Origin of the sequence: Sphingomonas hylomeconis (genome assembly GCF_025370105.1) — a bacterium.
GTDB lineage: Bacteria > Pseudomonadota > Alphaproteobacteria > Sphingomonadales > Sphingomonadaceae > Sphingomonas > Sphingomonas hylomeconis.
The window spans coordinates 40,205-66,275 of sequence record NZ_JANQBK010000006.1; the positions used below are offsets into that span (position 1 = coordinate 40,205).

Annotated in this window: 27 protein-coding genes and 2 tRNA genes; 4 read left to right on the forward strand and 25 right to left on the reverse strand. The window is 68.1% G+C overall.

Features of this window, described 5'->3' with window-relative positions; all coding sequences use genetic code 11:
- Positions 1-32: 32 nt before the first annotated feature.
- On the reverse strand, positions 33-1,589 hold the full coding sequence (locus NV401_RS10455) for an aldehyde dehydrogenase (NADP(+)) (protein WP_261294370.1): 1,557 nt from the start codon (positions 1,587-1,589) through the stop codon (positions 33-35).
- Positions 1,590-1,696: 107 nt separating this feature from the next.
- Between NV401_RS10455 and NV401_RS10460 the strand changes: the two genes are divergently transcribed.
- Positions 1,697-2,458 (forward strand): FadR/GntR family transcriptional regulator, encoded by a 762-nt coding sequence (locus tag NV401_RS10460; RefSeq protein ID WP_261294425.1) that lies wholly within the window; start codon positions 1,697-1,699, stop codon positions 2,456-2,458.
- A gap of 38 nt (positions 2,459-2,496) precedes the next feature.
- On the opposite strand, the gene NV401_RS10465 is transcribed toward NV401_RS10460, so the two are convergent.
- From NV401_RS10465 to NV401_RS10475, 3 genes are all read right to left on the reverse strand, one after another.
- Positions 2,497-2,573, reverse strand: a tRNA-Met gene (locus NV401_RS10465).
- A 56-nt stretch (positions 2,574-2,629) separates the two neighbouring features.
- The gene (locus NV401_RS10470) at positions 2,630-3,151 is read right to left on the reverse strand and encodes a 2'-5' RNA ligase family protein (protein ID WP_261294371.1); all 522 of its coding nucleotides are present in this window, start codon (positions 3,149-3,151) and stop codon (positions 2,630-2,632) included.
- A complete protein-coding gene (locus NV401_RS10475; protein WP_261294426.1) occupies positions 3,148-5,049 on the reverse strand; it encodes a potassium transporter Kup in 1,902 nt (633 codons plus the stop codon). Before NV401_RS10475 ends, NV401_RS10470 begins: the two co-directional genes overlap by 4 nt.
- Positions 5,050-5,230: 181 nt before the next feature.
- Here NV401_RS10475 and ald point away from each other — a divergent pair, with 181 nt between their 5' ends.
- Together ald and NV401_RS10485 are read left to right on the forward strand one after the other, a co-directional pair.
- Entirely contained in the window at positions 5,231-6,343 is a 1,113-nt protein-coding gene (gene ald, locus NV401_RS10480) for an alanine dehydrogenase (protein WP_261294372.1), read from the forward strand.
- Positions 6,344-6,511: 168 nt separating this feature from the next.
- Positions 6,512-6,730 (forward strand): DUF3072 domain-containing protein, encoded by a 219-nt coding sequence (locus NV401_RS10485; protein ID WP_261294373.1) that lies wholly within the window; start codon positions 6,512-6,514, stop codon positions 6,728-6,730.
- A gap of 127 nt (positions 6,731-6,857) precedes the next feature.
- On the opposite strand, the gene NV401_RS10490 is transcribed toward NV401_RS10485, so the two are convergent.
- The 6 genes from NV401_RS10490 to ccmC all read right to left on the reverse strand — a co-directional run bounded on the left by NV401_RS10490 (position 6,858) and on the right by ccmC (position 11,759).
- Entirely contained in the window at positions 6,858-7,499 is a 642-nt protein-coding gene (locus NV401_RS10490; RefSeq protein ID WP_261294374.1) for a tetratricopeptide repeat protein, read from the reverse strand.
- Positions 7,499-7,900: a cytochrome c-type biogenesis protein gene (locus tag NV401_RS10495; protein WP_261294375.1), complete on the reverse strand. Its 402-nt coding sequence runs from the start codon at positions 7,898-7,900 to the stop codon at positions 7,499-7,501. Before NV401_RS10495 ends, NV401_RS10490 begins: the two co-directional genes overlap by 1 nt.
- A gap of 104 nt (positions 7,901-8,004) precedes the next feature.
- Complete coding sequence (locus tag NV401_RS10500; protein WP_261294376.1) at positions 8,005-8,532, reverse strand: redoxin family protein; 528 nt, start codon at positions 8,530-8,532, stop codon at positions 8,005-8,007.
- Complete coding sequence (locus NV401_RS10505) at positions 8,529-10,493, reverse strand: heme lyase CcmF/NrfE family subunit (RefSeq protein WP_261294377.1); 1,965 nt, start codon at positions 10,491-10,493, stop codon at positions 8,529-8,531. The genes NV401_RS10500 and NV401_RS10505 overlap by 4 nt, the downstream gene beginning before the upstream one ends.
- On the reverse strand, positions 10,490-10,936 hold the full coding sequence (gene ccmE, locus NV401_RS10510; protein WP_261294378.1) for a cytochrome c maturation protein CcmE: 447 nt from the start codon (positions 10,934-10,936) through the stop codon (positions 10,490-10,492). The genes NV401_RS10505 and ccmE overlap by 4 nt, the downstream gene beginning before the upstream one ends.
- 100 nt (positions 10,937-11,036) lie before the next feature.
- Positions 11,037-11,759: a heme ABC transporter permease CcmC gene (ccmC, locus tag NV401_RS10515; protein WP_261294379.1), complete on the reverse strand. Its 723-nt coding sequence runs from the start codon at positions 11,757-11,759 to the stop codon at positions 11,037-11,039.
- Between the two features lie 116 nt (positions 11,760-11,875).
- On the opposite strand from ccmC, the gene NV401_RS10520 reads away from it, so the two are divergent.
- On the forward strand, positions 11,876-12,622 hold the full coding sequence (locus tag NV401_RS10520; RefSeq protein WP_261294380.1) for an HAD-IIB family hydrolase: 747 nt from the start codon (positions 11,876-11,878) through the stop codon (positions 12,620-12,622).
- Between the two features lie 118 nt (positions 12,623-12,740).
- Here NV401_RS10520 and NV401_RS10525 read toward each other — a convergent pair whose 3' ends face one another.
- From NV401_RS10525 to NV401_RS10595, 15 genes are all read right to left on the reverse strand, one after another.
- Positions 12,741-13,793 (reverse strand): Leu/Phe/Val dehydrogenase, encoded by a 1,053-nt coding sequence (locus NV401_RS10525; RefSeq protein ID WP_261294381.1) that lies wholly within the window; start codon positions 13,791-13,793, stop codon positions 12,741-12,743.
- A 22-nt stretch (positions 13,794-13,815) separates the two neighbouring features.
- Positions 13,816-13,892 (reverse strand) — tRNA-His (locus tag NV401_RS10530).
- A gap of 74 nt (positions 13,893-13,966) precedes the next feature.
- A complete protein-coding gene (locus NV401_RS10535) occupies positions 13,967-14,506 on the reverse strand; it encodes a phosphatase PAP2 family protein (protein WP_261294382.1) in 540 nt (179 codons plus the stop codon).
- A gap of 139 nt (positions 14,507-14,645) precedes the next feature.
- A complete protein-coding gene (gene gspN / locus NV401_RS10540; RefSeq protein ID WP_261294383.1) occupies positions 14,646-15,350 on the reverse strand; it encodes a type II secretion system protein N in 705 nt (234 codons plus the stop codon).
- Positions 15,351-15,361: 11 nt separating this feature from the next.
- Complete coding sequence (locus NV401_RS10545) at positions 15,362-15,841, reverse strand: type II secretion system protein M (protein ID WP_261294384.1); 480 nt, start codon at positions 15,839-15,841, stop codon at positions 15,362-15,364.
- Positions 15,838-16,932, reverse strand: a complete 1,095-nt coding sequence (gspL, locus tag NV401_RS10550) for a type II secretion system protein GspL (RefSeq protein ID WP_261294385.1) — start codon at positions 16,930-16,932, stop codon at positions 15,838-15,840. The genes NV401_RS10545 and gspL overlap by 4 nt, the downstream gene beginning before the upstream one ends.
- On the reverse strand, positions 16,929-17,921 hold the full coding sequence (gene gspK, locus NV401_RS10555; RefSeq protein ID WP_261294386.1) for a type II secretion system minor pseudopilin GspK: 993 nt from the start codon (positions 17,919-17,921) through the stop codon (positions 16,929-16,931). Before gspK ends, gspL begins: the two co-directional genes overlap by 4 nt.
- Complete coding sequence (gene gspJ, locus NV401_RS10560) at positions 17,911-18,534, reverse strand: type II secretion system minor pseudopilin GspJ (RefSeq protein ID WP_261294387.1); 624 nt, start codon at positions 18,532-18,534, stop codon at positions 17,911-17,913. The genes gspK and gspJ overlap by 11 nt, the downstream gene beginning before the upstream one ends.
- Positions 18,531-18,959, reverse strand: coding sequence for a type II secretion system minor pseudopilin GspI (gspI, locus tag NV401_RS10565; protein WP_261294388.1), 429 nt, complete (start codon positions 18,957-18,959; stop codon positions 18,531-18,533). Before gspI ends, gspJ begins: the two co-directional genes overlap by 4 nt.
- A 49-nt stretch (positions 18,960-19,008) precedes the next feature.
- A complete protein-coding gene (locus NV401_RS10570; RefSeq protein WP_261294389.1) occupies positions 19,009-19,452 on the reverse strand; it encodes a GspH/FimT family pseudopilin in 444 nt (147 codons plus the stop codon).
- A gap of 25 nt (positions 19,453-19,477) precedes the next feature.
- Entirely contained in the window at positions 19,478-19,942 is a 465-nt protein-coding gene (gene gspG, locus NV401_RS10575) for a type II secretion system major pseudopilin GspG (protein ID WP_261294390.1), read from the reverse strand.
- Between the two features lie 8 nt (positions 19,943-19,950).
- Entirely contained in the window at positions 19,951-21,177 is a 1,227-nt protein-coding gene (gene gspF / locus NV401_RS10580; protein ID WP_261294391.1) for a type II secretion system inner membrane protein GspF, read from the reverse strand.
- A 126-nt stretch (positions 21,178-21,303) separates the two neighbouring features.
- Complete coding sequence (locus tag NV401_RS10585; protein WP_315369328.1) at positions 21,304-22,812, reverse strand: GspE/PulE family protein; 1,509 nt, start codon at positions 22,810-22,812, stop codon at positions 21,304-21,306.
- 199 nt (positions 22,813-23,011) lie between these two features.
- Positions 23,012-25,207, reverse strand: coding sequence for a type II secretion system secretin GspD (gene gspD / locus NV401_RS10590; protein ID WP_261294392.1), 2,196 nt, complete (start codon positions 25,205-25,207; stop codon positions 23,012-23,014).
- A complete protein-coding gene (locus tag NV401_RS10595; RefSeq protein WP_261294393.1) occupies positions 25,204-26,037 on the reverse strand; it encodes a type II secretion system protein N in 834 nt (277 codons plus the stop codon). Before NV401_RS10595 ends, gspD begins: the two co-directional genes overlap by 4 nt.
- Positions 26,038-26,071 lie beyond the last annotated feature (34 nt).

The following is a 26,071-nucleotide window of genomic DNA, read 5'->3' on the forward strand; positions in this document are numbered from 1 at the left end:
ACGCCGTTGTTACGGTCGTTCCCTTGTCGTGATTATTGGACGGCGACGCCGTCGATCAGGCGCGGGGCATCGGTGCCGTCGCGCAACACGGCCGGCAGCAATGCGGTCGCGAGGTTCTGGTAGGAAACGGGGCGCAGGAAGCGATCGATCGCCAGGCTGCCGACCGATGTGGTGCGCCCGTCCGACGTCGCCGGGAACGGCCCGCCATGCACCATCGCATGCGTGACTTCGACGCCGGTCGGCCAGCCATTGGCGAGGATGCGGCCGGCCTTCCGCTCGAGCAGCGGGATCAGACGCGCGGCCGCATCGGTATCGCCCGCGTCCATCTGGATCGTCGCGGTAAGCTGGCCTTCGGCATCACGCAGCACGGCATGGAGCTCGGTTTCGTCGGCGCAGCGCACCAGCAAGGAGGCGGCACCGAACACTTCGTGGCCAAGCGCCTTGTCGGCGAGGAACTGCTGCGCGGTCGTTTCGAAGAAGGCGGCCTGCCCCTGCGCGACGCCCTCACCGACCTTGCCCTGCGCGATCGTCTTGACGTCGGCATGGCCGGCCAGGGCGGCGACGCCCTGTTCGTACGCGGCATGGATGCCGCCGGTAAGCATGGTGGCCGCTGCGGCATCGGCCATTGCGGTCGCCGCGGAAGCGACGAACGCGTCGAGCCCCTCGCCGTCGATCGCCACTACGAGCCCGGGATTGGTGCAGAATTGCCCTGCCCCCATCGTCAGCGAACCGACGAATGCGGTGCCGATCGCCGCGCCGCGCGCCTTCAGCGCCTCGGGCATCAGTACGACCGGATTGACGCTCGACATCTCGGCATAGACCGGAATCGGCACAGCACGGGCCTGGGCAAGCTTGACCAATGCAAGGCCGCCGGCACGCGAGCCGGTAAAGCCGACCGCGGCGATGCGCGGATCCTGCACCAGCGCACTGCCCAGATCGTTGCCGGGGCCGACGAGATGCGAAAACAGGCCCTTGGGCAGGCCGCAAGCCGCGACCGCGGCGTCGATCGCCCCCGCCACCAATGCGCCCGTTGCCGGATGCGCCGGATGGCCCTTGACCACCACGGTCGCGCCCGCGGCGAGCGCCGAGGCGGTGTCGCCACCGGCGGTCGAAAAAGCCAGCGGGAAGTTGCTTGCGCCGAACACCGCAACAGGACCAAGCGGGATCATGCGCAGGCGCAGATCCGGGCGCGGCAGCGGCGCACGATCGGGCTGCGCCGGATCGATCCGTACGCCCATCCAGCCGCCGCGACGCACCACGCCCGCGAACAGCTTGAGCTGGCCCACGGTACGGCCGCGCTCACCCTCAAGGCGCGCGCGCGGCAGGCCGCTTTCGCGCATCGCGGTGACGATCAGCGCGTCGCCGAGCGCGACGATCTCTTCGCCGATCCGCTCGAGGAACGTCGCGCGGGCTTCGTTGTCGGTCGCGCGATAGACGTCGAACGCAGCTTCGGCCGCCGCGCAGGCGGCCGCGACGTCGTTCGGGCCATGCGTCGGGAACGCCGCGCCGACGACGGCGCCGCTATGCGCGTCGATCGAATGGAACCCGGCAGCAGCAGGCGATGAATCAGGCGATTGCGTATCGGTCATAAATACATTCCTTATTACTCCGACATATCGCTAGCACCGCGATCTGGCAATCTATGGTTTCACGATTGCCCGGCCGCTGTTACGCCTTTGGGACAGGGGAGCAGATGATGGACGACACCGGGTCAGAACCCAGCGAGATCGCGACGGCAGCGCCGGCGCCGCGTGCGGCACGAGGCACCGGCCGGCGGCTGCATGGTGCAATCGCACACAAATTGGGCGTGGCGATCTTGTCGGGGGAATATGCCCCGGGCGACATCCTTTCGGGCGAAGTGGCCTTTTCCGAATCGCTGGGCGTCTCGCGCAGCGCCTATCGCGAAGCGGTGCAGGTACTGACCGCCAAGGGGCTGGTCGAGAGCCGGCCAAAGGCGGGCACGCGCGTGTTGCCGCGCGACCGTTGGAACCTGCTCGATCCGGATGTGCTGGCCTGGGCGTTCACCGGCGAACCGGATATCGGGTTCGTACGCGGACTGTTCGAGCTGCGCGCGATCGTTGAGCCGGCTGCCGCGGCGCTCGCCGCCGAACGCCGCGACCGCGCCGATCTGAAGATCATGAAGGACGCGCTCGCCGCGATGCGCCGCCACACGCTGGCCACCGAAGCGGGCCGCGCCGCCGACCGCGAATTCCACGATGCCGTCCTACGCGCGACACGCAACGATACGCTGGTGGTGCTGAGCGCGAGCATTGCGGCTGCGGTCGGCTGGACCACGCAGTTCAAGCAGCGCGCCCGCGCCCTGCCGCGCAACCCAATCCCGGATCATGTGCGTGTTTACGAGGCGATTGCCGCGGGTGATGCCGCCGAGGCCAGTGCGGCGATGCGGCACCTGGTCGATCTGGCGTTGGAAGATACCAAGGTGGCGATGGGGCGCTAGGCGCACCCGCCGCGGCCGGGCGCCCGGCAGGAAGGAAATGGTAGCGAAGGAGGGACTTGAACCCCCGACCCCAGGATTATGATTCCCGTGCTCTAACCAGCTGAGCTACTTCGCCACGACAAGCCGTTTTCGCTTGCGAGGCGCGGGCTATAGGAAGCGCATCCGAGCCGGTCAAGCGAACATGTGACGGGAAAGTGCTTCCCATGGGCCGCCGCGATACCACCATGCCGCCAGACCGGCGATCGGCGCGGGGCGCGGACGAAATACTGCCTCTAGATCGGCCTGCAGCGCCTTGGCCTGATACGGCTCGACCTTGTTCTGGATCGTGACGTGCGGACGCCACCCAGCCGCATCCTGCGGCGTCAGCATTGCGGCGAAGGAATCGCGCAAGCGATCGCGGATATCTTCGAGTTCGGGTGATTCGATCCGGAAGGCGACGCCGCGGCCAAGCGACATCAGCCCGGCGATGCGCGCCGCGGGCGCCGGCACCCCGCGCGTCTCCGCGGACAGACGCTGCTTCAGCTCGGCCTCGAGCGAGGGCGGCAGATGATGGAACATCGTCAGATGCGCCGCGAGCAGATTCCGCTCGGGCGGAAAGTGGGTTTTGCGCAGGCCATCGAAATAGGCCGTGTCCGCCTTGCCGAACAAGGCGGTGACGATGATCGGTGCCGGGGGCGACGCCGCGTCGCTCAAATCTCGACCTGGCTGCCCAGCTCGACCACGCGGTTGGTCGGCAAGCGGAAGAATTCCATCGCGCTTTCCGCGTTGCGCAGCATCCAGGCGAACAATTTCTCGCGCCACAGCATCATGCCCGGCCGCTCCGATGCGAGCAGGGTCTGCCGCGAGAGGAAGAAGCTCGTGTCCATCATGCGGAAATCCGCGCCGCACTGATGTATCCGCGCCAGCGCAGCCGGTACGTCCGGCTCCTGCATGAAGCCGTATTTGAGCACCATGCGATGAAAGCCCTGACCGAGATCCTCGAGATAGCAGCGGCCGTCATCGGGGTTATAGGGCACGTCCATGATCTTGACGGTGAGCAGGATGATGCGCTCGTGCAGCACCTTGTTGTGCTTGAGATTGTGCAGAAGCGCGTGCGGCACGCCTTCGGGGGTCGAGGTCATGAACACCGCCGTGCCAGGAACGCGCGTGGCGGCGCTGGCGGCGGATTGGATGAATACCTTGATCGGCATCGCGCCCTCCCGCATCCGCTGCATCATCAGCTGCCGCCCCTTCGACCAGGTGGTCAGGAACGTGAAGATGATGAAGCCGACGAGCAGCGGGAACCAGCCGCCATCCGGCACCTTGGTGAGATTGGCGGCGAGATAGGCGCCGTCGACCAGGAACAGGATGCCCAGCAGCGGCACCGCGAAATAGGTCGGCCAGTTCCACAGCCGGAACAGCACCACGGCGAGCAGGCAGGTGTCGATCATCATCGCCCCGGTCACCGCGATGCCATAGGCCGAGGTGAGGTTGGACGATGAGCGGAAGGCCAGCACCAGTAGCAGCACCATCACCATCAGCAGCCAATTGACCAACGGGATGTAGATCTGCCCCGCGGTCGCGGCACTGGTATGTTCGATGCGCAGGCGGGGCACGAAGCCCAACTGGATCGCCTGCTGCGTGACCGAGAAGGCACCGGTGATGACGGCCTGCGAGGCGATCACCGCCGCGGCGGTCGCGAGCAACACCAAAGGAAGCTGCAATGATTCGGGGGCCAGGAGGTAAAACGGGCTTTCCAGCGCCGGGGCACCGACACGCGAGAGCAAAGCGCCCTGCCCCATATAGTTCAGGATCAACGCCGGCAGCACGAAGAACAGCCAGGAGATGCGGATCGGGTTGCGCCCGAAATGCCCCATGTCGGCATACAACGCCTCGGCGCCCGTCACCGCCAGCACAACCGAGCCCAACGCCAGGAATGCACGGAACGGATCAAGGTAGAAGAATTCCACCGCGTAATGCGGCGACAGCGCCCAGAGGATCTCCGGCGTTTGCCACACGCTGATCACACCGAGCGTGGCGATCACCGCGAAATAGAGCAGCATGACGGGGCCAAAGAACAGGCCGATCTTGGAGGTGCCACTGCGCTGGATCGAGAACAGGCCGATCAGGATCACCACCGCGATCGGCAGGACCAGCCCGGCCAGCGCCGGCTGCGCGACGGCGAGACCCTCAACCGCGGACAGCACGGTCACCGCCGGCGTGATCATCGAATCGCCGTAGAACAGGGCGGTGGCGAACACGCCGAGCAAAATGATGCCGCGCGTCCAGCGCTTGGTGGTGGTCTTGCCCGAAACAAGCGCGAGCAAGGCCAGGCTGCCGCCTTCGCCTTTGTTGTCGGCGCGCATGATGATGCTGACATACTTCACGGTCACGACGATCATCATCGACCAGAACATCAAACTGACGACGCCCATGATGTGCAGCGGATCGAGCGCGAGCTTGTGGTGCCCGGCGAACGTCTCGCGAAACGCATAGAGCGGGCTGGTGCCGATATCGCCGAACACCACGCCGATCGCGCCGACCGCGAGCTTGATCACGCCGTCGTGATGATGGCCGTGCGCGTCCGGCGCGACATCGTCGGACAAGGCTATGCTGTCGCTGCTCACGATGCGCGCATCGCTTCGGCGAATCGAAAATGCCGGCCCGTGGATAAGCCGCAACGCGTTCCGTGCCCCATGCTTGCGCGCCTAGCACCGCGCCCCTGCACCCGCAACGGGACAAGCGCGTCAGGCTTTGCTATAATAGTAACATTCGAAACCGGAGTCACACCTCATGCGCGTCGGCGTTCCCAAGGAAATCAAGAATCACGAATATCGCGTCGGCCTGACCCCGCCCTCGGTGGTCGAGCTGGTCGCGCAGGGCCATAGCGTGGCGGTGCAGACCGGCGCGGGGCTCGGCATCGATTTCGAGGACCAGGACTATATCGCCGCCGGCGCGACGATCCTGCCCGATGCCGCCAGCGTGTTCGCCGCGAGCGACATGATCGTGAAGGTGAAGGAGCCGCAGCCCAGCGAGATCGCGCTGCTCGAGCCGCGCCACCTGCTGTTCACCTACCTCCATCTCGCCGCCGACAAGCCGCAGGCGGAAGGGCTGATGGCATCGGGCGCGACGTGCATCGCCTATGAGACGGTGACCGCCAACGATCGCTCGCTGCCGCTGCTCAAGCCGATGAGCGAAGTGGCCGGGCGGATGTCGATCCAGGTCGGCGCGCATTATCTGGAGAAGGAACAAGGCGGGCGCGGCGTGCTGCTGGGCGGCGTTCCCGGCGTGGCGCCGGCGCGGGTGGCGATCCTCGGCGGCGGCGTGTCCGGCGTCAACGCGGCGCAGATGGCGGTCGGGATGCGCGCCGACGTCACGATCTACGACATCTCGAACGCGCGGCTGGCCGAGCTCGACATGTTCTTCGGCAGCCAGATCAAGACCGCCTATGCCAGCAAGGCGGCGATCGCTGCGGCGGTGAAGAACGCGCATCTGGTGATCGGCGCGGTGCTGGTGCCCGGCGCGGCAGCGCCCAAGCTCGTCACGCGCGAGATGCTCAAGACGATGAAGCGCGGCTCCGTGCTGGTCGATATCGCGATCGACCAGGGCGGCTGCTTCGAGACCAGCCATGCGACGACGCACGAGGACCCGGTGTTCGAAGTGGACGGCGTGATCCATTATTGCGTCGCCAACATGCCGGGCGCGGTGGCGCGGACCAGCACCTTCGCGCTCAACAATGCGACGCTGCCGTTCGTGATCAAGCTGGTCAATCAGGGCGCCGAAGCGGCGATGGCGGCGGATCCGCATCTCGCCAACGGGCTCAACGTCTATAAGGGCAAGATCGCGTTCAAGGCCGTGGCGGACGATCTCGACCTGCCGTTCGAGGCGTGGGCGGCAGCGGGCTGAGTTCAACACCACCCCGGCAGAAAACGGGGCCCAGTTGCGACACTGAAGATGGGCGACTGCAGCGCTTCGTTATCGCGGCCATTCCGACTGGGCCCCGGCGTACGCCGGGGTGGTGACCTTGGAACAAGATGGCAACATCGACGTTCGATGCGGTGAAGGAGATCAACGATGACCGACCAGAACCCCAAGGACCATCCGACCGGCAACGCGGAGAAGAATCCCGATGATTGGACCACCGGCGACGAAGCGATGACCGGTGCGCAGGCGAGCTATCTCAAGACGCTGAGCGAAGAAGCCAATGAGGAGTTCGATGATAGCCTGACCAAGGCCGATGCCTCGAAGCGCATCGATGCGCTGCAGGCCAAGACCGGGCGCGGGACGGACTGACGACCGACTTTCCCCGGCGGCGCGGGGCTCGGTATACCGGATGGGTGAACGCCGGGCATCGCCCGGCAAGTACTGTTTCGCTACTGGGCCCCGGCCTTCGCCGGGGAACGCATTTGGCTATTGGCTGTCACTGCCCCGGCGGGGCGCCGGCGGTTTCCGCGAGGAACCGATCGAGCAGCGCCAGCCGAATGGCGATCTGCGGGCGGTACGATACGCCCGGCGGGGTCAGTGCCAGCGCGCGGGCCCAATATGGCCGCGCCTTGGCGAACTCGCCCGATCGTACATAAGACAGACCGAGAAAGAAGGGCGGCGCCGGATGTTTGGGCGCCAGTTGCGCGGCGCGGCGGAAGGCAAAGAGCGCGGCAGGGGATACCTGACCGCCGTCGTGCGTGGCCAGTGCCGTGCCGAGCCCGGTCCACAAGGCCAGCGATTGCGGATGATGGCGGATGCCGCCGAGGATCGCGCTCACCGCATAACCGGGATTGCCGATCCGGGTCATCGCATCGCCAGCGACGAGATAGGCCGTGTCCGCGCGGAAGCGGCCAAGCATGTCATCGCGGAGTGCGGTCATTTCCGGATCGACCGGGATCGGATCGGCATTGGCACGCACCGGATGCCCGGCGAGCGATGGTTCGCCCTGCAGCGCATAGCCGGCGGCGCCGAGCATCAGCGCCGCGCCGATGAACGACCACAACCCGCGCGCCACGCCGATCCGCCACAGGAGCACGGCGCTCGCGGCGCCGATCAACGCCAGGGCGACCCAGCCCATCACGAGCGCTGCCGCCGGAACAGCCCGCGCGCCAGCCACGCGCCGATGCCGATCAGAATCAGCGGCAGCAGCCACAAGGGCGCGGTCAGCGCGTTGAACGGCGGATCATAGGTCACGTATTCGCCATAGCTGGCGATCAGCGAGTCGCGGATCTGCTTCGGGCTCTCGCCCGCGGCGATCCGCGTGCGGACGAGCGATCGCATGTCGCCGGCCATCTCGGCATCGCTGTCCGAGATCGCCTGGCCCTGGCAGACGAGGCAGCGCAGCGTGGCCATCAGCGCGCGGGCCTGCTGTTCCTTGGCGGGATCGCGCAGCTGCGTGTTGGCGTAGCGCGCAGGGGGGAGATTGCTGTCGGCGAGCGCCGGGGTGGCAAGTAACAGCGCCACAATTACCGCCGTCATCCCCGACTTGATCCGGGATCCAACGGGCCGCACGCCAACCGCCGGTTGCTCATGCGGTACCTTGGATCCCGGATTGAACCCGGGATGACGGATGTAGGAGACGCTCACCGCGCCTTCTCGAGCGCAGCCAGGATCTCCGGCACGTCGCCGTCGCGGATATCGCCGACATGCTGCAGGACGATCCGCCCCTTGCCGTCGATCACGAACGTCTCGGGCACGCCTGATGAGCCGAGCGCCAGTTGCACCGAACTCTCGCGATCATTGCCGATGCGGCCATAGGGATCGCCGTTGCGCGCAAGAAACGCCTGTACCGCCGCCGGCGTGTCGCGGATCGCGACCGCCTCGATCGGCACGCCCATCCGCTTCAGCCGCATCAGCATCGGCGCCTCGGCGATGCACGGCACGCACCAGCTGGCGAACACGTTGAGCAGCCGGGGCTGGCCCTGCGTGAAGACGGCGCTGCCCAGCCCCGGCTTGCCGGGCACCATCGCCGCCAGCGAAAAGGTCGGCAGCGGCTTGCCGATCATCGCCGAGCGTACCGTGCGATCGGCGGGGCGGACCAGCGCCATCGCCACCACGGCAAAGACCAAGGCGAAGCCGAGCAGCGGCAACCAGACGGCAGAGCGTTTCATCGATAGGCCTCCCTCAGCACGGCCTGGCGATCGCGCCGTACCCGGCCGAGCAGCGACAGCGCGCCGCCCAGCGCGATCAGCGCGCCGCCCAACCAGATAAAGGTGACGAACGGTTTCCACCACAGCCGCAGCTGCCAGCGCCCCTCGCCGTCGGGCGCGCCGAGCACGGTATAGAGCTGGCCGTCGAGCCGCGTAGCGATGGCGGATTCGCTCGTCGTGGTCGGCGGCGAGGAGAAGAAGCGCGATTGCGGGCGCAGCACGAACCAGGCGCCGTCGTCGCCGCGCCGCACGCTGAGGCGCGCTTGCAGCGCCGACCAGTTCGCGCCGATGACCGGGGAAATGCCGTCGAGCCGCACCGTGTATGGTCCGACCCTGTGCGGTTCGCCGACACGCGCTGCGACCAGGGTTTCCTTGGTGAAGGCACTGTCCGACGCCATGCCGGCCAGGCTGACCGCGATGCCGAGATGCGCGATCACCATGCCCCAGGTGAACAACGGCGTGCGGCGCAGATTGCGCTTCCACAAGGGCGCGACACTGGCCGCGGCCAGGCCGGCGGCCAAGCCCAGCCCGAGGAACGGCAGGATCGCGATGCCCCCGGTGACGATGAACACCGCCGCCATGGCCAGGGCTGCGACCGCGATCGGCAGCATCATGCGCTCCAGCGCAGCCTGGCCGTCGTCGCGGCGCCAGCGCAGCAGCGGGCCGACCGCCATGACCGCGACGAGCAGCAGCGCGACCGGCCCCGCCGCCTTGTCGAAGAAGGGCGGGCCGACCGAGAGCTGCACGCCGAACGCCGCGGCGACGATCGGATAGAGCGTGCCGATCAGCACGATGCCGAGGATCACCGAAAGCAGCAGATTGTTGGCGACGAGCGCGCCTTCGCGGCTGATCAGTTCGAAGGTCGAGCCCTGCCGCACCGTGCCGATACGCAGCCCGAACAGCAACAGCGCGCCGCCGATGTACAGCAGCAGCAGCGCGAGGATGAAGCTGCCGCGCGTCGGATCGACCGCGAAGGCATGCACGCTGGTCAGGATCCCCGAGCGGACCAGAAACGTGCCGACCATCGACATCGAGAAGGCGACGACGGCGAGCATCACCGTCCAGGCGCGCAGCCCGTCACGCGTCGCCAGCACGCTGACCGAGTGGAGCAAGGCGGTGGCCGCCAGCCAGGGCATCAGCGAGGCATTCTCGACCGGATCCCAGAACCACCAGCCGCCCCAGCCGAGCTCGTAATAGGCCCAGTAGCTGCCCGCGGTGATGCCGAGCGTGAGGAATATCCACGCACCGAGCACCCAGGGCCGCATCGCGCGGGCGAAGGCCGGGCCGACGTCGCGGGTGATCAGCGCGCCGACCGCGAAGGAGAAAGCGACCGAAATGCCGACATAGCCGATGTACAACGTCGGCGGATGGAAGGCCAAGCCGGGATCCTGCAGCAGCGGATTGAGCCCCTGCCCGTCTGGCGCCGCCGGGCTCAGCCGGGCGAACGGATTGGAGGAGAAGAGCAGGAAGGCATAGAAACCGAGCGCGATCGCCGCCTGCGCGCCAAGCGTGGCGATCAATGTGGCGCGCGGCAGGCGGCGTTCGACGATCGCGATCGTCGTGCCGGCAAGGCCGAGGATCGTCACCCAGAGCAGCATCGAGCCTTCGTGATTGCCCCAGGCGCCGGAGAATTTGTACAGGAGCGGCTTGTCCGAATGGCTGTTCGCGACGACGAGTTGCACCGACATGTCGGAGCGGACGAACAACGCGATCAGCAGCGCCATGGCGAGCAAGGCGAGCAGGCCCTGGACGATCGCGACGGGGCGCACGGCGGCCATGATCTCCGCGGCACCGACACCGGGACCGTCGCCGGTAGCGGGGCGCGTCGCATCGAGCCGCAGGCCGATTGCGGCCAGCACCAGCTGCAATCCGGCCAGCGCCGCCGCCAGCCACAGCGCGGCAAGGCCCGCTTCGGCGATCATGGCGCGAGCGTCTTCGTCTCGTGCATCGGGCCGGCCTCGGTCTTGGCGACCTGCGGCGGCATGTAGCGCTCGTCATGCTTGGCGAGCAGGTTGCTCGCGGTGAAGCTGCGGTCGGCGTTGAACATGCCTTCCGCCACCACGCCCGATCCCTCGCGGAACAGATCCGGCGTCACGCCGCGAAAGCTGACGGGCACGGTCGCCGTGCCGTCGGTGACGACAAAGCGGATCGAGACGCCATCGGGCTGTTTGGCGATCGAGCCCTGCTGCACCATCCCGCCCAGCCGCACCGCGCGGCCGACCGGCGGGCCGGCCTTGGCGACGTCACCCGGCGCGTAGAAGAAGGCGGCCTGATCCTTGAGCGCGGAGAGCGCCAGCCCGCTCGCGCCGAGCACGGCGGCAACGGCAAGCAGCGCCAGCGTGAGGCGTTGATGCTTGGGCTTCACGGGCGCTCCGCCCGGCGCATCGCGGCATAGCTTAGAAGTGCAAGTGCCCCGCTCGCGCCGAGCACCACGGCATAAGCGGCGATGACAAATGGCCAGGGGTTCATGCCGCCATCCTGCGCATCCGCGCCTCGGCCTTGGCCAAAGCGAGCATCGTGCGCATGCGCATCAGCACGATCGCGGCGAAGAACAAGGTGAAGCCGATCAGCGTCAGCCAGAGCGGCCACAGGATCGACGCGTCGATGCTCGAGCTGGTCAGGCCGATGCTCTGCCCCTGGTGTAGCGTGTTCCACCACACGACCGAATAGCGGATGATCGGCAGCAGCACCGATCCGGCGACGCCGTAGAGCGCCGGGATACGCCCATCGCCGCCGCGATCGGCGTCGGCGCGGGCCAGCGCCATATAGCCGAGATAGACGAAGAACAGCAGCAGCATGCTGGTCAGCCGCCCGTCCCATTGCCACCAGGTGCCCCAAGTCGGGCGGCCCCAGATCGAGCCGGTGGCGAGGCACAAAGCGGCGAACACCGCGCCGGGCAGCGCGATGGCGCGCGCGGCGATCGCGGCGAGCGGGTGACGCCAGACGAGGAAGACGATGCTGGAGATGGCGATGCCGCTCCATCCGCCCATGCCGAGCCAGGCGGTCGGCACGTGGATGTACATGATCCGCACCGTCTCGCCCTGCAGGTAATCGGGCGGGGTGAGCGTCAGGCCCGCCCAACTGCCGAGCAGGATCAACGCCGCCCCCGCCAGCAGCAAAACCGGCGTCAGCGGTCGCGCGATCTTGAGGAAGCGCGCAGGATTGGCAAGGGCGTGAATGCTGGGCACTATGCGCCTCATCTAGAGCGACTTTTGATGCTACTCAACTGTGCTTGAAATGCCAGCGGGCACCATCGCGCGCGCCGCGGGTTATTGCCGTTCCCCCCTATACGCCGAGGATTGTCATGAAACGCCTGGTTGCCTTTGATCTGGATGGAACGCTCGCCGAAAGCAAGCAGGCGCTGGAGCCGGACATGGCGGGGCTGCTGGCCGATCTTGCCGGGCAGGTCGCGGTCGCGGTGATCTCGGGCGGGGACTGGCCGCAGTTCGAAAAGCAGATCATCGCGCGGCTGCCGCAGGACGCCGATCTCAGCCGGTTGTTCATCATGCCGACCACGGGGACGAAATTGTACCGGCTGCAGGCTGGCGGCTGGACGCGGATCTATGCAGACATCTTCACGACCGAGGAACGCGACAGCATCATCGCGGCGCTGGACGATGCCAGCCGGCAGACCGGGCAGTCGGAGGAAAAGACCTGGGGGCAGCAGATCGAGGATCGCGGCAGCCAGATCACCTTCTCGGCTTTGGGCCAGGAAGCGCCGATCGACGCCAAGAAGGCGTGGGATCCGGACTTCGCCAAGCGCAAGCGGATGCAGGCGATCGTGCAGGGGCAGCTGACAGGCTTTGCGATCAATGTCGGCGGATCGACCTCGATCGACATCACGCGCGAGGGCACGGACAAAGCGAGCGCGATGCGCGCGCTTGCCGAGCATTCGGGGATCGCCACCCAGGACATGCTGTTCCTCGGCGACGCGATCTATCCGGGCGGGAACGATTATGCCGTCAAGGCAGCGGGGATCGACACGCTGACGGTGCGCGATCCGGCGCAGACGATGACCGCGATCGCGGCGATGCTGGCGTTCCTGGGGTGAAGAACTCCCCTCCCTGCAAGGGAGGGGGCGGGGGTGGGTAGGACCTTTCCGAAACGCAGGCGTCGGCGACGGCGTCGACCCACCCCCCTGCCCCCTCCCTTTCAGGGAGGGGAGAAGGTCAGCCCCTTCCGATCAGCCGTCGCGCGATCTGGTCGGCGACATCCGAGCTCGGCGCGCCCGAGCGATCGGCTTCGTCCCACACTTCGATCAGGCGAGTCGGGATGCGCTCGATCCGCGCCATCACCTCGGCTTCGTCGCCGTGCCCCAGATATTCGAGCCCGACATTGATGATGCCGCCGGCGTTGATCACGTAATCCGGCGCGTAGAGGATGCCGCGCGCGGCCAGACGGGCGCCATCCTCGCGAGTCGCGAGCTGATTGTTGGCGCCGCCGGCGACGACCTTGGTGTTGAGCGCGTCGATCGACTGTTCGGTGAAGATCGCGCCCAGCGCGTTGGGGCTGACGACATCCGCGTCGATCGCCAGGATTTCATCGGCCGCGACGGTCCGGGCGCCGAGCTGTTCGGCCAGCGCCGTGGCGCGGCCCGCATCGACGTCCGCCAGCGTCAATCGCGCGCCATCCTTGGCCAGCAATTTGGCGAGGCCGCCGCCGACGCTGCCGACGCCCTGGATCGCGACATGCACGCCCTGCATCGAATCGGCGCCGAGACCGCGCTTGGCCGCCGCCTTGACGCCGAGATAGACGCCGTGCGCGGTATAGGGGCCGGGATCGCCGCCAGCGCTGCCCGCCGCGACCGGCAGGCCGGAGACGTGGCGCGTCTGCGTCGCGATCACCTTCATGCGCGCTTCCGACATGCCGACATCTTCCGCGGTGACATATTTGCCGCCGAGCGATTCGACCGCGCGGCCGAACGCCTCGAGCTGCGCCTGCGTGATCGTGTCGCCCGGATTGGCGGCGAGCACGACGCCCTTGCCGCCGCCCATCGGCAGACCGGCCATCGCATTCTTGAAGCTCATGCCGCGCGACAGGCGCAGCGCATCGGTGATCGCGCGATCGCTATCGCCATAATGCCAGAAGCGCACGCCGCCGGCTGCCGGCCCGAGATGCGTCGAATGGACCGCAATCACCGCCTGTAGGCCGCTGGCCGCGTCGGTGAACAGGTGCACGCCTTCGTGCGCGTCGAAGTCGGGGAAACCCCAGCTGGCTGTCATGATTTGATCTCGGGGAAAAGAATGGGGCGACCGACGGGACTTGAACCCGCAACATCCGGCATCACAAGCCGACGCTCTAACCAATTGAACTACGATCGCCGCAGAGCGAGCGCCCCTAGCGGGTGCAGGGTGGCGGCGTCAAGATTGCGCGCACGGTCTTTTACAAGTGCCGCTCAAAAACGCAGCGCGACCGAAACCCCGCCCGACCGAGTATCGCCCCAGGGGACCACCCGGACATTGTCGTTCAATCTGCGCGTGAGCAGCAGGCCCGATGCCTCGCCGATCGCCGCACCGGCCAGCACGTCGCCCCAGCGATGCCGGCGCGCCTGGACCCGCGACACGCCGACGAACACCGCCACCACCTGCGCCGGCAGGCCGATCTTCCAGCCATAGCGGTTGTGCAGCGTCGCCGCCGCGGCGAACGACGCCGAGCTATGGCCGGAGGGAAAACTATGCTGATCGCTGCCATCGGGGCGGCGCGACCTGATCGTCTGCTTGAGCGCCGTGGTGACGACGAAGGCGCCGCCGATGCTCGCCAGCGCCTGCAGGTCACCCTTCCAGTCGCCCTTGGCGGCGGGCAGCGCCAGCGCGGTGACGACCAGCACGTCACGCGCGACGCTGCCGGAGGTATCCCAGGCCTTGGTATCGCGCGCCGTCGCTGGCGGCGCGATTGTCGCGCTAATTGCACAGACTATGCCGATCGGTAGCCGCATATCCCTCGTCTCCGGGCGCCGGAAATGACCAAGTCGTTCTCTTGCGAAGGCAGGAGTCCAGGATTGCAAAAGCGGCGCTTTGGGCTCTGGGCCCCTGCTTTCGCAGGGGAACCACGCGCCTATACGCACCGCCTGTGCATCAGAATGTGCCTTCGACCGCCAGCGTATACCCGGCGTCGGTCGGGCGGAAGCCACTCAGTACGAGTTTGGCACCCGCGGCCGGATCGCCCGGGCGCACCGAGATTTCGGCACGAAAGCGGCCCGTCTGCCACAGGTGGATCGTGGCAGCCTCGCTGCCCGACTGGCTGACCAGTGGCAGCAGCAAGGCGCCCGATTCGCATTTGGCAGTGCCGCTCATGCCCTGGCTGAGCGGGATGCCCGCGACATCGCCCGCCAGCGTCGCGCGGACCCGCCCCTCGGCGCGCGCGCAATTGCCATCGGCGAAGTGCACGCTGACATCGTCGAGATCGATTGCGGTGACCGGCACCGGCGCAAACACCGTGCCGGCGGAGAGCGAGGCGGTCATGTCGTCGACGCTCAGGCTGTGCCGGCTGACGCCGACCGCGCCGTGCAACGCGCGGGTCTTTTCCCGCCCGTCGAGCGTGACGCGCGCCTGGCCGACCAGCAGGTGCAGCGGCGAGACCCGCGCGCGCAGATCGCCGACCGCGAGTTCGCCGAACCGTGCCTCGGTCAGCGCGCCCCACCAGACGCTGCCGTCGACGGCACGCGCCGTCAGCCCCTGTTCGCCGACACCGATCCAGCCAAGCACCAGCCGCATCGGCAGGAAGGCCAGCAGCGCGACGACGAACGCGGCGGCGAACAGCAGCCCCGGGCCGGTGGTCAAGCGAATCCGCCTCATATGCCGCGTGCCTTCAGGGTCATCTGGGCGGCGACCGTCTGATCGCCATTATTGGTGATGTTCAGCGAATCGACCAGGATGCCGCTCCGTTCGAGATCACCGATCCAGCCGAGCAACGCGCCGGGGCGGGCCGAACCGATGGCGATCTGGACGCGATCGCCGCCGACCGGATTGACCAGCGACAGCGGAAAGCCGGCATCGTTGGCGCGGGTGCGGATGATCGCGTCGAGCGGACCACCGAGTGCCGCCGGACGATCGCGCTGCAGATCCTGCAGCACCTTGAGCCGGGCCTGCGTCTCGCCCATCCGCACCACCGCATCGGCATGGCGCTCTTTGGCCGAGGACAGGCCGTCGGTCACCGGCAGGATGATCGCGACCCACAACAGCGTCAGCGCGGCGAGCCCCGCCATGATGAGCAGCAGGCGCTTTTCGCGCAACGAGCGGCCGTCGAACCAAGTCTTGAATTGCGCGATCATGGCATGCTCACCGTCAGCGTTCCCGACACGCGGCCATTGGCCGATTCCAGCGTGCTCAGCCGGGCGACGAAGCCCTGCGCCTCGATCCGCGTACGCAGATCGGTCGCCTGGCCTTCGCCCGGTGCGGAGATGGTCGCGCGGACATCGCCATTGGGGTCGAACGCCAGCGCGGTCACTTCGCTGCCCGGCACCGCGCGGATCGCCGAAAGCAAGGCGGCGGCGGTGCGGCTGAAGCCGAGGCCGCCACCGCGCAGCCGCGCCAGCCGTTCGGTCAGCTGGCGATCGGCATCGTTGACCGTCTCGCCGCGCGGCAGGCCCTGGCGAGCGAGCTGCTCGGCACGCTGCTCGAGCAGATCGGCGGCGACATTGTATTTGAGGATCGAGACCAGACTGATGATCAGCGTGACGGTAAGGATCGCCAGCGACAGCCAGCCGAGCCGGCGGACCAACGGCCAATCGATCGCAAAGCGCCGGCGGCGCGCGAATGCGCCCTGGCGCAGATCGAGCGCCGGATTGCCGATCGCGGCGACGATCGCGGCGTCCAGCGCATCGCGCTCCAGCACGGCCGGCGCCACGCCACCGGTAACGAGTTCGGTCAGCCGTGCTTCGTCGGCGAACCCGCTGGTCGGCCCGCGCACGACGCCCTCGCCGCCCAGATCGGCGCGCAGATAGCCTTCATCGGGGCGCGGCAGCAGCATCGGCGCGGGCAGCATCGACAGCGGATCGACGCCCTGCGCGGCTAGCGCCGCCAGCCAGTGGTGCATCTGCAGCGTCGATACGACACCGATCGGCCGTTCGGCATTGTCACCCTCCCGGCCGACCGCGACGTGCAGTTCGCCGATCGGCGAAGCACTGGCGTCCGCCGCGAGCAGGCGCGCGGCGGTGACCGACTGCGCGACCGAGCGATCGGGCAATTCAGCCCAGTGCAGCGTCACCGCATCGGCAGGCACGACGGCGACCGGCGGCGGCGCATCCGGATCGAGATCTGCCGGAAAGCCCTCGCCGCGCGCGCGGACGCCATTATCGGCGATGCGCAGCCAGCGCCACGGCACGTCTGCGACGGGCAGGAACAGGACCAACGTGTCGCTCATGACGGCTCCCCCCAGGAGCGCGACACCAAGCGTGCCGGTAAAGTGGTGGCATCGATCGTCGAGCGCTGCTCGAGCTCGGTCGCGCCGAGCGCGACATCGACCTGGAGCGCGAACCAGCGCGTCGTCACCCCGGTCTGCGCGATGGCATCGGGCGACGGCGTGATGGCGCTCTGCGCGGGCAGCTTCCAGAACGCCTCGACGCTTTCGAAACCCTGTGGCGGGCGCTTGAGCAGCAACTGGCGCGCGGCATCGATGCCGAGCGTATCGGGGAGCAGCATTGCGAACAAAGGGGCCTGCTCCGGCATGAGCGTGTTGACGTTGATTTCGGCCGGCTTTGCCACGGGTAGCGCGCACAGCCAAGGGCGCAGCCGCGCGTACGTTTCGGGCGTGACGCCGGCGACCGCGCGCAACTCGCTGATATCGGCGACCAGCGTGTTGGCGGTGCGATAGGGCACCGCCGCGCCGGTATAGGCGCCGTCCTCCGCCCCGCCGGCCAGCGGCGCAGTGTCGCTATCGATCCAGTCGGTCGCGGCATCGGCAATGCCGTCGCTGAGCGATGCAGGCACGCCGACAAGCCGCATCAGCCGCGCGAACTGCAGCGTCGCGGCGGGATTGGCGACATAGGTGCCGGGATCGGTTTCGCTCACCAGCCCGTTGAGGTTGAAGCAATTGCCCCCGTCCCGGACGCGGGCGGTGGCGAGCCCGCCGGGCACCGGCAGGCGGAACGGCTTGCCGCTCCACCCGCCGGCCAGCGTCACGCGCTTGCCCGCCTGGCCGAGCAGGTCGTTGACCTTGGTCAGCGCGAGCGTCTCGGCGGCATAGCCATAGGCACGCGCCTGTTCGCCGGCGGCAGCGTTGCCGGCGAGGCGGGTCGACAGGCGCAGCTTTTCCAGCGCGGTGGCGGCCAGCACCGAGATCACCGCGACGAGCAGCAACACCATCAGCAGCGCGGCGCCACGCTCGCGGGGGGAATGACGATCAGCCGGCATCGGCCGCCTTCACGGTCGGGCGGTAGCCCGAGCCGACCAGGAAGAGCTGGCGGAACGCGGTGCCGTCGGTGCGGACGATGCTGAGTTCCAGCACCTGCGGTAGCGGCGCGCGCGGCGTACCCTGCCAGCGGTCGGTCCAGGCGCCGTCGATGCGGTAGCGCAGCCCGACCTGGCGGACATTGCCGAGCAGGGCGGCGGGCGGCAGCGGATCGGCCCCGTCGAGCATCGGATAGGCGATGCGCTCCAGCGTATCGTTGGCAAGGCGATATTCGACCTTCTGCGCCCCGGCCCGGCGGGCATCGTCGAGATTGCTCCAGCCGGCGCGGACCAGGCGAAGCATCGGCGACGCGTTCGAGCCGCTATCGCCGGTGAAGGCGGGGAGCAGATCGCCGGACTCGTTGCGCGTCTGGCGCAGCGTCGCCTGGGCGAGATCGGCCGACAGCGCGGCGGACAGGCGGTTGAGCGACGAGACGTCGTCGAGCCTTTCGCCGGTCGCGCCCTGCGCGCGCACGCTGAACGCCAGGATGGCGACGCCGGCGGCGGAGAGCATGCCGAAGATCATCAGCGAGATGAGCATCTCGACCAAGGTGAAGCCGCGCTCCGACTTCGTCATGACGCGGTGACCGTCGCCGGCTGGGTCGCCGGGCGCACCACGGTGAGGCGGCCCTGCACCGTGCCGCCGGCATCCGCGACGGCGACCTCGATGCGCAGGATGCGGGCGTCGCCGGTCGGCGTGGTGACGCGAGTCCAGGCCCAGGCGCGGCCGCCATTGGTTTCCTGGCCGGTGGCCTTGCCGATCGCCGGCGGGCCGGTGTCGGTCAGCGCCTCGATCGCGACGTTGCGCGCGACCATCTGCGCGACGAGCGTCGAATCGAGGATCGTGGCGCCGCGGATCGTCGCGCCCTCGAGCCGGATCAGCGCCATCGCGGCGAGGCTGAACACGGCAAGCGCGACCATCATCTCGATCAGGGTGAATCCGCTCGAGCGCAGCGGGGGCGCCCCCGCGCAGGCGGGGGCCCAGGGCCACGAGCGCAGCACTCCGTTAGCCTGGGCTCCTGCGTCCGCAGGAGCACGGTACGGCATAGGCTCAACCACCGACGCGGACCGATCCGTCGAGGCCGATATGGACGATCTCGCTCTCGTCATCGCGCGTCAGGCGGAGATCGAGCGCCTTGTCGGCGAGGCCGGTGGGATCGAACACCACGCGGTCGCGCTCGGCCGTCAGCGTCGGGCGCACGCCCGCGCCCCAGGGCGACACGCGCAGCGGCTTTTCCGAGATCGGCGCCCATTGCCCGCCGCTCCGCTGATCGAAGCCATAGCCGCCGACCGACACCCAGACGCTCACCGGGCGCGCCTCGACGATCGCCGAATCGTGCGCCGCGCGGGTGCGCGCGGCGAAGGTCGTCGCCTCGTCGAACAGGCGGCCGCGCGGATCGGGCATCGACAGCACCGCGATCGCCGAGGCGAGGCCGATGATCGTCACCACGACCATCAGCTCGATCAGCGTGAAGCCGCGCTCGGCGCTCCGCATGGATATGGCGCGGCGACGATCCACCTTACTGCCAGCTGGTGATATCGGCGTCGGTGCCCTCGCCGCCTTCCTTGCCGTCCGCCCCGAGCGACCAGATATCGACCGTGCCGTGCGTGCCGGGCGAGGCATAGAGATAGGGCCGGTCCCACGGATCGTTGGGCAGCTTCTTGAGATAGCCGCCCTTCTGGAAGCGCGACGGATCGGCGAGCCCGGCCGGCGGGGTGATCAGCGCCTGCAGGCCATCCGAGGTGCTGGGATAATTGAAGTTCTGCAGCTTGTACATTTCGAGGCCGCTCTCGATCGTGGCGATATCGGTCTTGGCCTTTTCGACGCGGGCGCGATCGCCGCTCGGCAGCACGTTGATCGCGACGATCGTCGCGAGCAGCCCGAGGATGACGATCACCACCATCAGCTCGACGAGCGTGAAGCCTTCCTCGCGGCGACGGCGGCGACGCTGCTGACGATCGGGGGCGGTGGAGACGGTAAGCATGACAAACCTCATTGGCCGGCAAGGGTGTTGAGCTGCAGGATCGGCAGCAGGATCGCGAGCACGATCGTCGCGACGATCCCGCCCATCAGCACGATGATCGCGGGCTCGAGCAGCGACAGCGCCGTGGCGGTGAAGCGATCGAACTCGCGCTCGAGATAGTCCGCTGCCTTTTCGAGCATCTCGTCAAGCCGCCCGGCCGCTTCGCCCGATGCGGCAAGATACGTCAGCAGCGGCGGAAAGACGCTGGTGCGGCGCATCGCGGCGGACAGGCTGCCGCCGCCGCGGATCGCATCGACGATCTCGTCCGAGGCGGCGCGCAGCCGGCGATTGTGGATCGTGCCGGCGGTGAGCGTCAGCCCTTCGAGCAGCGGCAGGCGGCTGGCGACCATGGTGGAGAGCGTGCGCGCCATGCGCGCCGCGTGCAGATCGCGGATCAGCCGGCCGAGCAGCGGGATACGCAACAGCCGCGTGTCGAAGGCGAGCCGGATCGACGGCTGCTTGAGCGACTGCCAGCCGAGCAGACCGGCGGCGGCGATCCCGAGCAGCATGACCCACCAATAGCCGACCAGGAAAGCGGACAGGCCGATGACCAGCCGCGTCAGCAGGGGCAGCTCCTGCCCGACCGTATCGAACTGCTCGACCACCTGCGGCACGACGAACGCCATCAGCGCGGTGACCACCGCGGTGGCGACCAGCGACAGCACCGCCGGATATGCCAGGGTGGTAATGACCTTGCCGTTGATCTCGGCCTGGCGCTCGAGCAGAATCGACAGCCGTTCGAGAATGATCGGCAGCGAGCCCGAACGCTCGCCGGCCGAGACCATCGCGCGGTACAGGGGCGGGAAGCTCTTCGGCTCGCGGCCCATCGCCTCGGCCAGGCGGCGGCCCTCCATCACGCCGCTATGGACCGTGGCGACGATCGCGCGGACGCGCTCCTGCTCGGTCTGGCGGGTGATCGTGCGCAGCGATTCCTCGAGCGGCGAGACCTGGTTGAGCGTGGCGAGCTGGCGCGTGAACAAGGTGAGATCCTTGACGCTCATCTTGTTGCGGCGGAACGACAGGCCGGTGACCAGCGGTTTCCCGCGCGGCGGCGCGCCCGAGCCGGGCTCGATCCTGACGACGTACAGCTTGCGCCGGTCGAGCGCGATCCGCGCGGCATCGATCGAGTCCGCGGCGATATGCCCGCGCCGCTCGGCACCGGCCGTGTCGATGACGAGATAGTCGAAGTCAGCCATCTCTACTCCCCTCCCTGCAAGGGAGGGGTTGGGGGTGGGTTGGGCCTTCCCGAAACGCCCCTGTCAGCGCGCGCGTCGACCCACCCCCGGCCCCTCCCTTTCAGGGAGGGGAGCAGTGTTGCCCGATCAGGCACCTGTTTCCGGCTCCACCACCAACGGCGCTTCGATATCCGCCATGTCACGCCGGGACACGCGCACCGCTTCCTCCGGCGTGGTCTGGCCGTCGCGCACCAATTGCCGCGCTGCCGAGCCGAGATTGGGGGCGTGCAGGAAGGCGTGGCGGGCAATGATCGATTCGTCGCCGCCGTCGTTGATCAGGCGGCGGATCGTCTCGTCGATGCGGATCGCCTCGAACACGCCGATCCGGCCCTTGAACCCGGTATGCGAACACTGTTCGCAACCGACCGGCTCGTACACCACTGCGCCGGGATCGAAGCCGAGCAATGCCGAGACCGAGCCGCTTGCCTGGACCGGCTTGCGGCAATGCTCGCACAATTTGCGCACCAGCCGCTGCGCGATCACCGCACGCAGCGTGGAGGCCAACAGGAACGGCTCGATCTTCATGTCGCGCATGCGCGTGATCGCGCCGACCGCATCGTTGGTATGGACGGTGGACAGCACGAGATGTCCGGTGAGCGAGGCCTGGACCGCGATCTCGGCAGTCTCCCTATCGCGGATTTCGCCGACCATCACCACATCCGGATCCTGGCGCAGGATCGCGCGCAAACCGGCCGCGAAGGTCAGCCCGACCTTGGGGTTGACCTGGGTCTGGCCGACGCCGTCCATCGCATATTCGACCGGATCCTCGACCGTCAGGATGTTCGAGCTGCCATCGTTCAGCGTGCGGAGCGCCGCGTACAAGGTCGTCGTCTTGCCCGAGCCGGTCGGGCCAGTGACCAGCACGATGCCGTTGGGCTCCGACAGCGCCTCCTTCAGGATCGCGTTGATCGCCGGGGACAGGCCGAGCACGTCCATGTCGATCCCGGCATTGTCCTTGTCGAGAATACGCAGCACGACGCGTTCGCCGGCGCGGCTGGGCAGCGTCGAGACGCGAACGTCGAGCAGCTTACCGCCCAAGGTCAGGCCGATACGCCCATCCTGCGGCACGCGCCGCTCGGCGATATCGAGCCGCGCCATCACCTTGATGCGGCTGACCACGACAGGCGCGACGTGCGGCGGCATGCGCAGCGTCTCGCGCAGCACGCCATCGATGCGCATGCGCACGACGAGGCCGGTCTCGTATGGCTCGACGTGGATATCGGACACGCCGTTGCGCGCGGCATCGGCGATGATGCCGTTGATCAGGCGGATTGCCGGCGCATCGTCAGCCGTATCGAGCAGATCGTCCGCGGTCGGCATGTCGCCGGCAAGCATGTCGAGCTCGTCGCCCAGGCCGAGCGTGCCGGCGGCGACCGCCGCGGCCTGGCCGTCCATCGCGTAGCGATCGGAGAGCAGGCGATCGAACTCCTCGACGGCGACGAATTCAACATCGAACGGCCGCGCGAGATGACGGCGCAGCTCGAGCAGGACCTTGGGATCGGCCCCGGCGCGCATCGCGATCGCCGCATGGCTGCCCTCATGCGCCTGCAGCACGACGCCGAAACGGCGCGCAAAGGCATAGGGGATGGCGAGCATTTCCAGCGGCAGGATCGGCGCGTCGGGGATGATGATCGGATCGACCGTTGCCGCCGCCTCGCTCAGCGCGGCGGCAGCACCCATGCTGAGCGGACCGCCATGCGATGCGGCGAAATCTCCGGCGACGCTCATGCGCCGGCCTTCCTACGCAGCGCTTCACCGAACGGAAAAAGGAGGGCGGAAGGATTGCGCATCATGCTCACTGCCCCTTCGGACGGATGATCTTCGTCGTGTTGCGCTGGATCGGCACGGCAATGCGCGGATCCTCGATCGCGCCATCGCGTCCGGCCGGCGGGAGCGGCGCCGACGCGCCGAGATAATCCCGCACCAGCTGGTCGATGCTCGGCTCGGCATCGGGGTTCTGCCCGGCCTGCTGCAACCGCAGATAGCCATAGCGCTGTTCGGTCACGCGGCGCTGGTCTTCCGCCGAGCGCAGGATCGTCGGTCGAATGAACACCATCAGGTTGGTCTTGTCGCGTTCCTTCGCCTTGGAGCGGAACAGCGCGCCGATGCCGGGCAGATCGCCGAGCAAGGGAATCTTCTCGATCGTGCGGCGCTCGCTGTCACTGAGCAGGCCGCCGATCACCGCGATCTGCCCGTCATCGACGGTCAGCGTGGTTTCGACCTCGCGCTTGTTGAGGATCAGATCGCTATTGTCGCTGGAGACCGGCCCGGCGATGCTCGACACTTGCTGGTGCAGGAAGAGCTTGATCGCGCCGGACGAGTTGACCTGCGGCTTGACCTCGAGCTGGATGCCGACATTCTCGCGCTGCACGGTGCGGAAGGCATTGTCGAAATTGTCGGACAGCGCCTGGCCGGTGGTGATCGGGATCTCCTGGCCGACCAGGATGCGCGCTTCCTGATTGTCGAGCGTGGTGACCGAGGGCGCCTGTAGCAGGTTCGACGTGGTATCGCTCTTGATCGCGTTGATGATCGCGCCGAAGATCGCGTCCTTGCCGATGTTGAACGCACCGCCGCCGAAGCCGCCGCTCGCGCCGAGGATCGAGCTGATTGCCGACTGCGCCAGCGAATCGCTGATCGTGCTGTTGGTGCTGGTGGTGACCGTGGCGCCGTTGATCGTCGTCGTCGTGGTGTTGAGCGACCGCGCGCCAAGCGCTCCGGCGATGGTCAGCAGGTTCGGCGCGGAATTGCTGTAGGACGTCGCAAAGCTTGGAATGCCGGTACCAGCGAGGAGCAACTGCACCCCCAGCTTGCTCGCGGTGGAATCCGACACTTCGGCCACGATCGCCTCGACCAGCACCTGTTCGCGGCGCGTGTCGAGCTGGCGGATCACGTCGGCGAGCTGACGCTGCACCTCGGCCGGGGCTGCGATGACGATCGCGTTGGCGCCGGCGAAACGCGTCACCACCGAAGCGGTGCGCCCGCCATCGGCGACGATCGCCGCCTGGCCGGTGCCACCGCTTGCCGCAGACTGCTGCGGTTGCGGCTGCGCCTGTTGCTGGATCACGCTCGGCTGGTTCGCCGCGCTGTTGCCGGTGCCGCCGAAATTGGAGCGCGACAGCGTGCTGGAGCTGGTCGGCTGGGTCGGCGTCTGGCCGACGAGCTGCTGCAGCACCGGCAGCAACTGCTCGGCATCGGCATTTTCGAGGAACTGGACCTTGATCTCGGTGCCGTTCTTGGCACGCGCATCGAGATCCTGCGCCACCGCGGCAAGCCGCGCGACGCTCGGCGCGTCACCCCGCAGCGCGATCGCATTGGAACTGGTCACCGCGACGACGCTGACGCTGGCGCCGGTGCCGCCCTGCCCGCCCGGCTGCCCGCCGCCGCCGATCAGCGCGGTCAGCGCGGTGGCGATCTCGCGCGCGCCGGCATTCTTCAATGCGATCACCCGCGTCGCGGCATTGTCGGTATCGATCTGCCGCACGACTTCGCGCACGCGGCGGACATTGTCCGCGAAATCGACCACCACCAGGCTGTTGCCGCCGCGATTGGCGGTGACGGAGCCCTGCGCGCTGACCAGGGGGCGCACCGTATCGAGCGCCGATGCCGCATCGATCGAGCGCAGGCGGATGATCTCCGTCACGTACGAGTTGCGTGCCGCACCGCGCGAGCCGATCCGGCTCGGCTGGGCCGCGGCATTATCGGTCGGCTGGATGCGGAACGCGCCGCCCGAGGTGGGCACCGCGATCAGCCCGTTGGAGCGCAGCGTGGAGAGGAAGATCTCGAAATATTCCGAGCGGCTGAGCGGCCGATCGGTGACCACCGTCACCTTGCCCTGCACCCGGCTGTCGATGATGAAGGTGCGGCCGGTGACCTTGGCGGCATCGGCGATGAACGCGCGGATATCCGCATCGCGGACATTGAGCGTGGTCTGCGCGAGCACGGGCCCGGCGAGAAGCGCGGCCAGCAGCGGCGCCAGAATCAGTTTTTTCATTGGCCCGCTATCGTAAGGGAGAGAGGAATGGTTTCCGTGCCGCGCTCTACCGTCATTGCGAGCGTGCCACCATTGCCGAATTGCGCGGCGAGCCGCTCGATATCGCCGGGACCGCTCACCGCGCGCCCGGCGATCGCGGTGACGACGTCGCCATCGCGCAGGCCGGCTGCGCGGAACGCCGCGCCGCTGCCTTGCGACCGCACGACGAGCCCGCTGACCCGCCCGCCATCGACGCGCGGGATGAAACCGATATCCGCCTGGACCTGGGCGAGCTTGATCGCGCCACCGGCAGCGGGCGGCACGGCGCCGGGCAGCGCGGGGGGCGCGCCGGGCACTGCCGGCACGACCGGCTGGACCGCGCCCGACTGATCGAGGAACAGATCCTCCGCCACGCCGCCCCGATCGACCGTGACGTGATCGAACGCCACTGCCTTGAGCTTCACCCCGGGCACGATCTCGTCCCCCACCGCCACGCTGATCTGCACGCCGTCCGGCCCGGCGATGATCGCCGAGCCGCCGCCCACGGCCTCGTCGATGCGCGTGCCGTAGAGCGTGAGTTGCAGCGACGTGACCACTGCCGGTCCGGCGACGGGCGCCGAGCGGAAGAACGGATCGAAGCCGCGCAGGATCTCAATCGGTGAGCCGGCGACGCCGGGCTGCTCCGGGCGCCAGGCCCCGAGCGGCCCGACCGGCGTGACGATCACCCACAGCAGCCGCGCGCACTGAACCGCCAGCGCCGCGAGCAATACCAGCTCGAGCGCACTGTACAGGTTGGTGCGCGGCAGGCGCCGCAGCAGGCGGCGCGCGCGGGCGTCGAGTTCGAGGCGCATTGCTGGTGAAATCCCTCCGGTGCCGCTGCTAGAG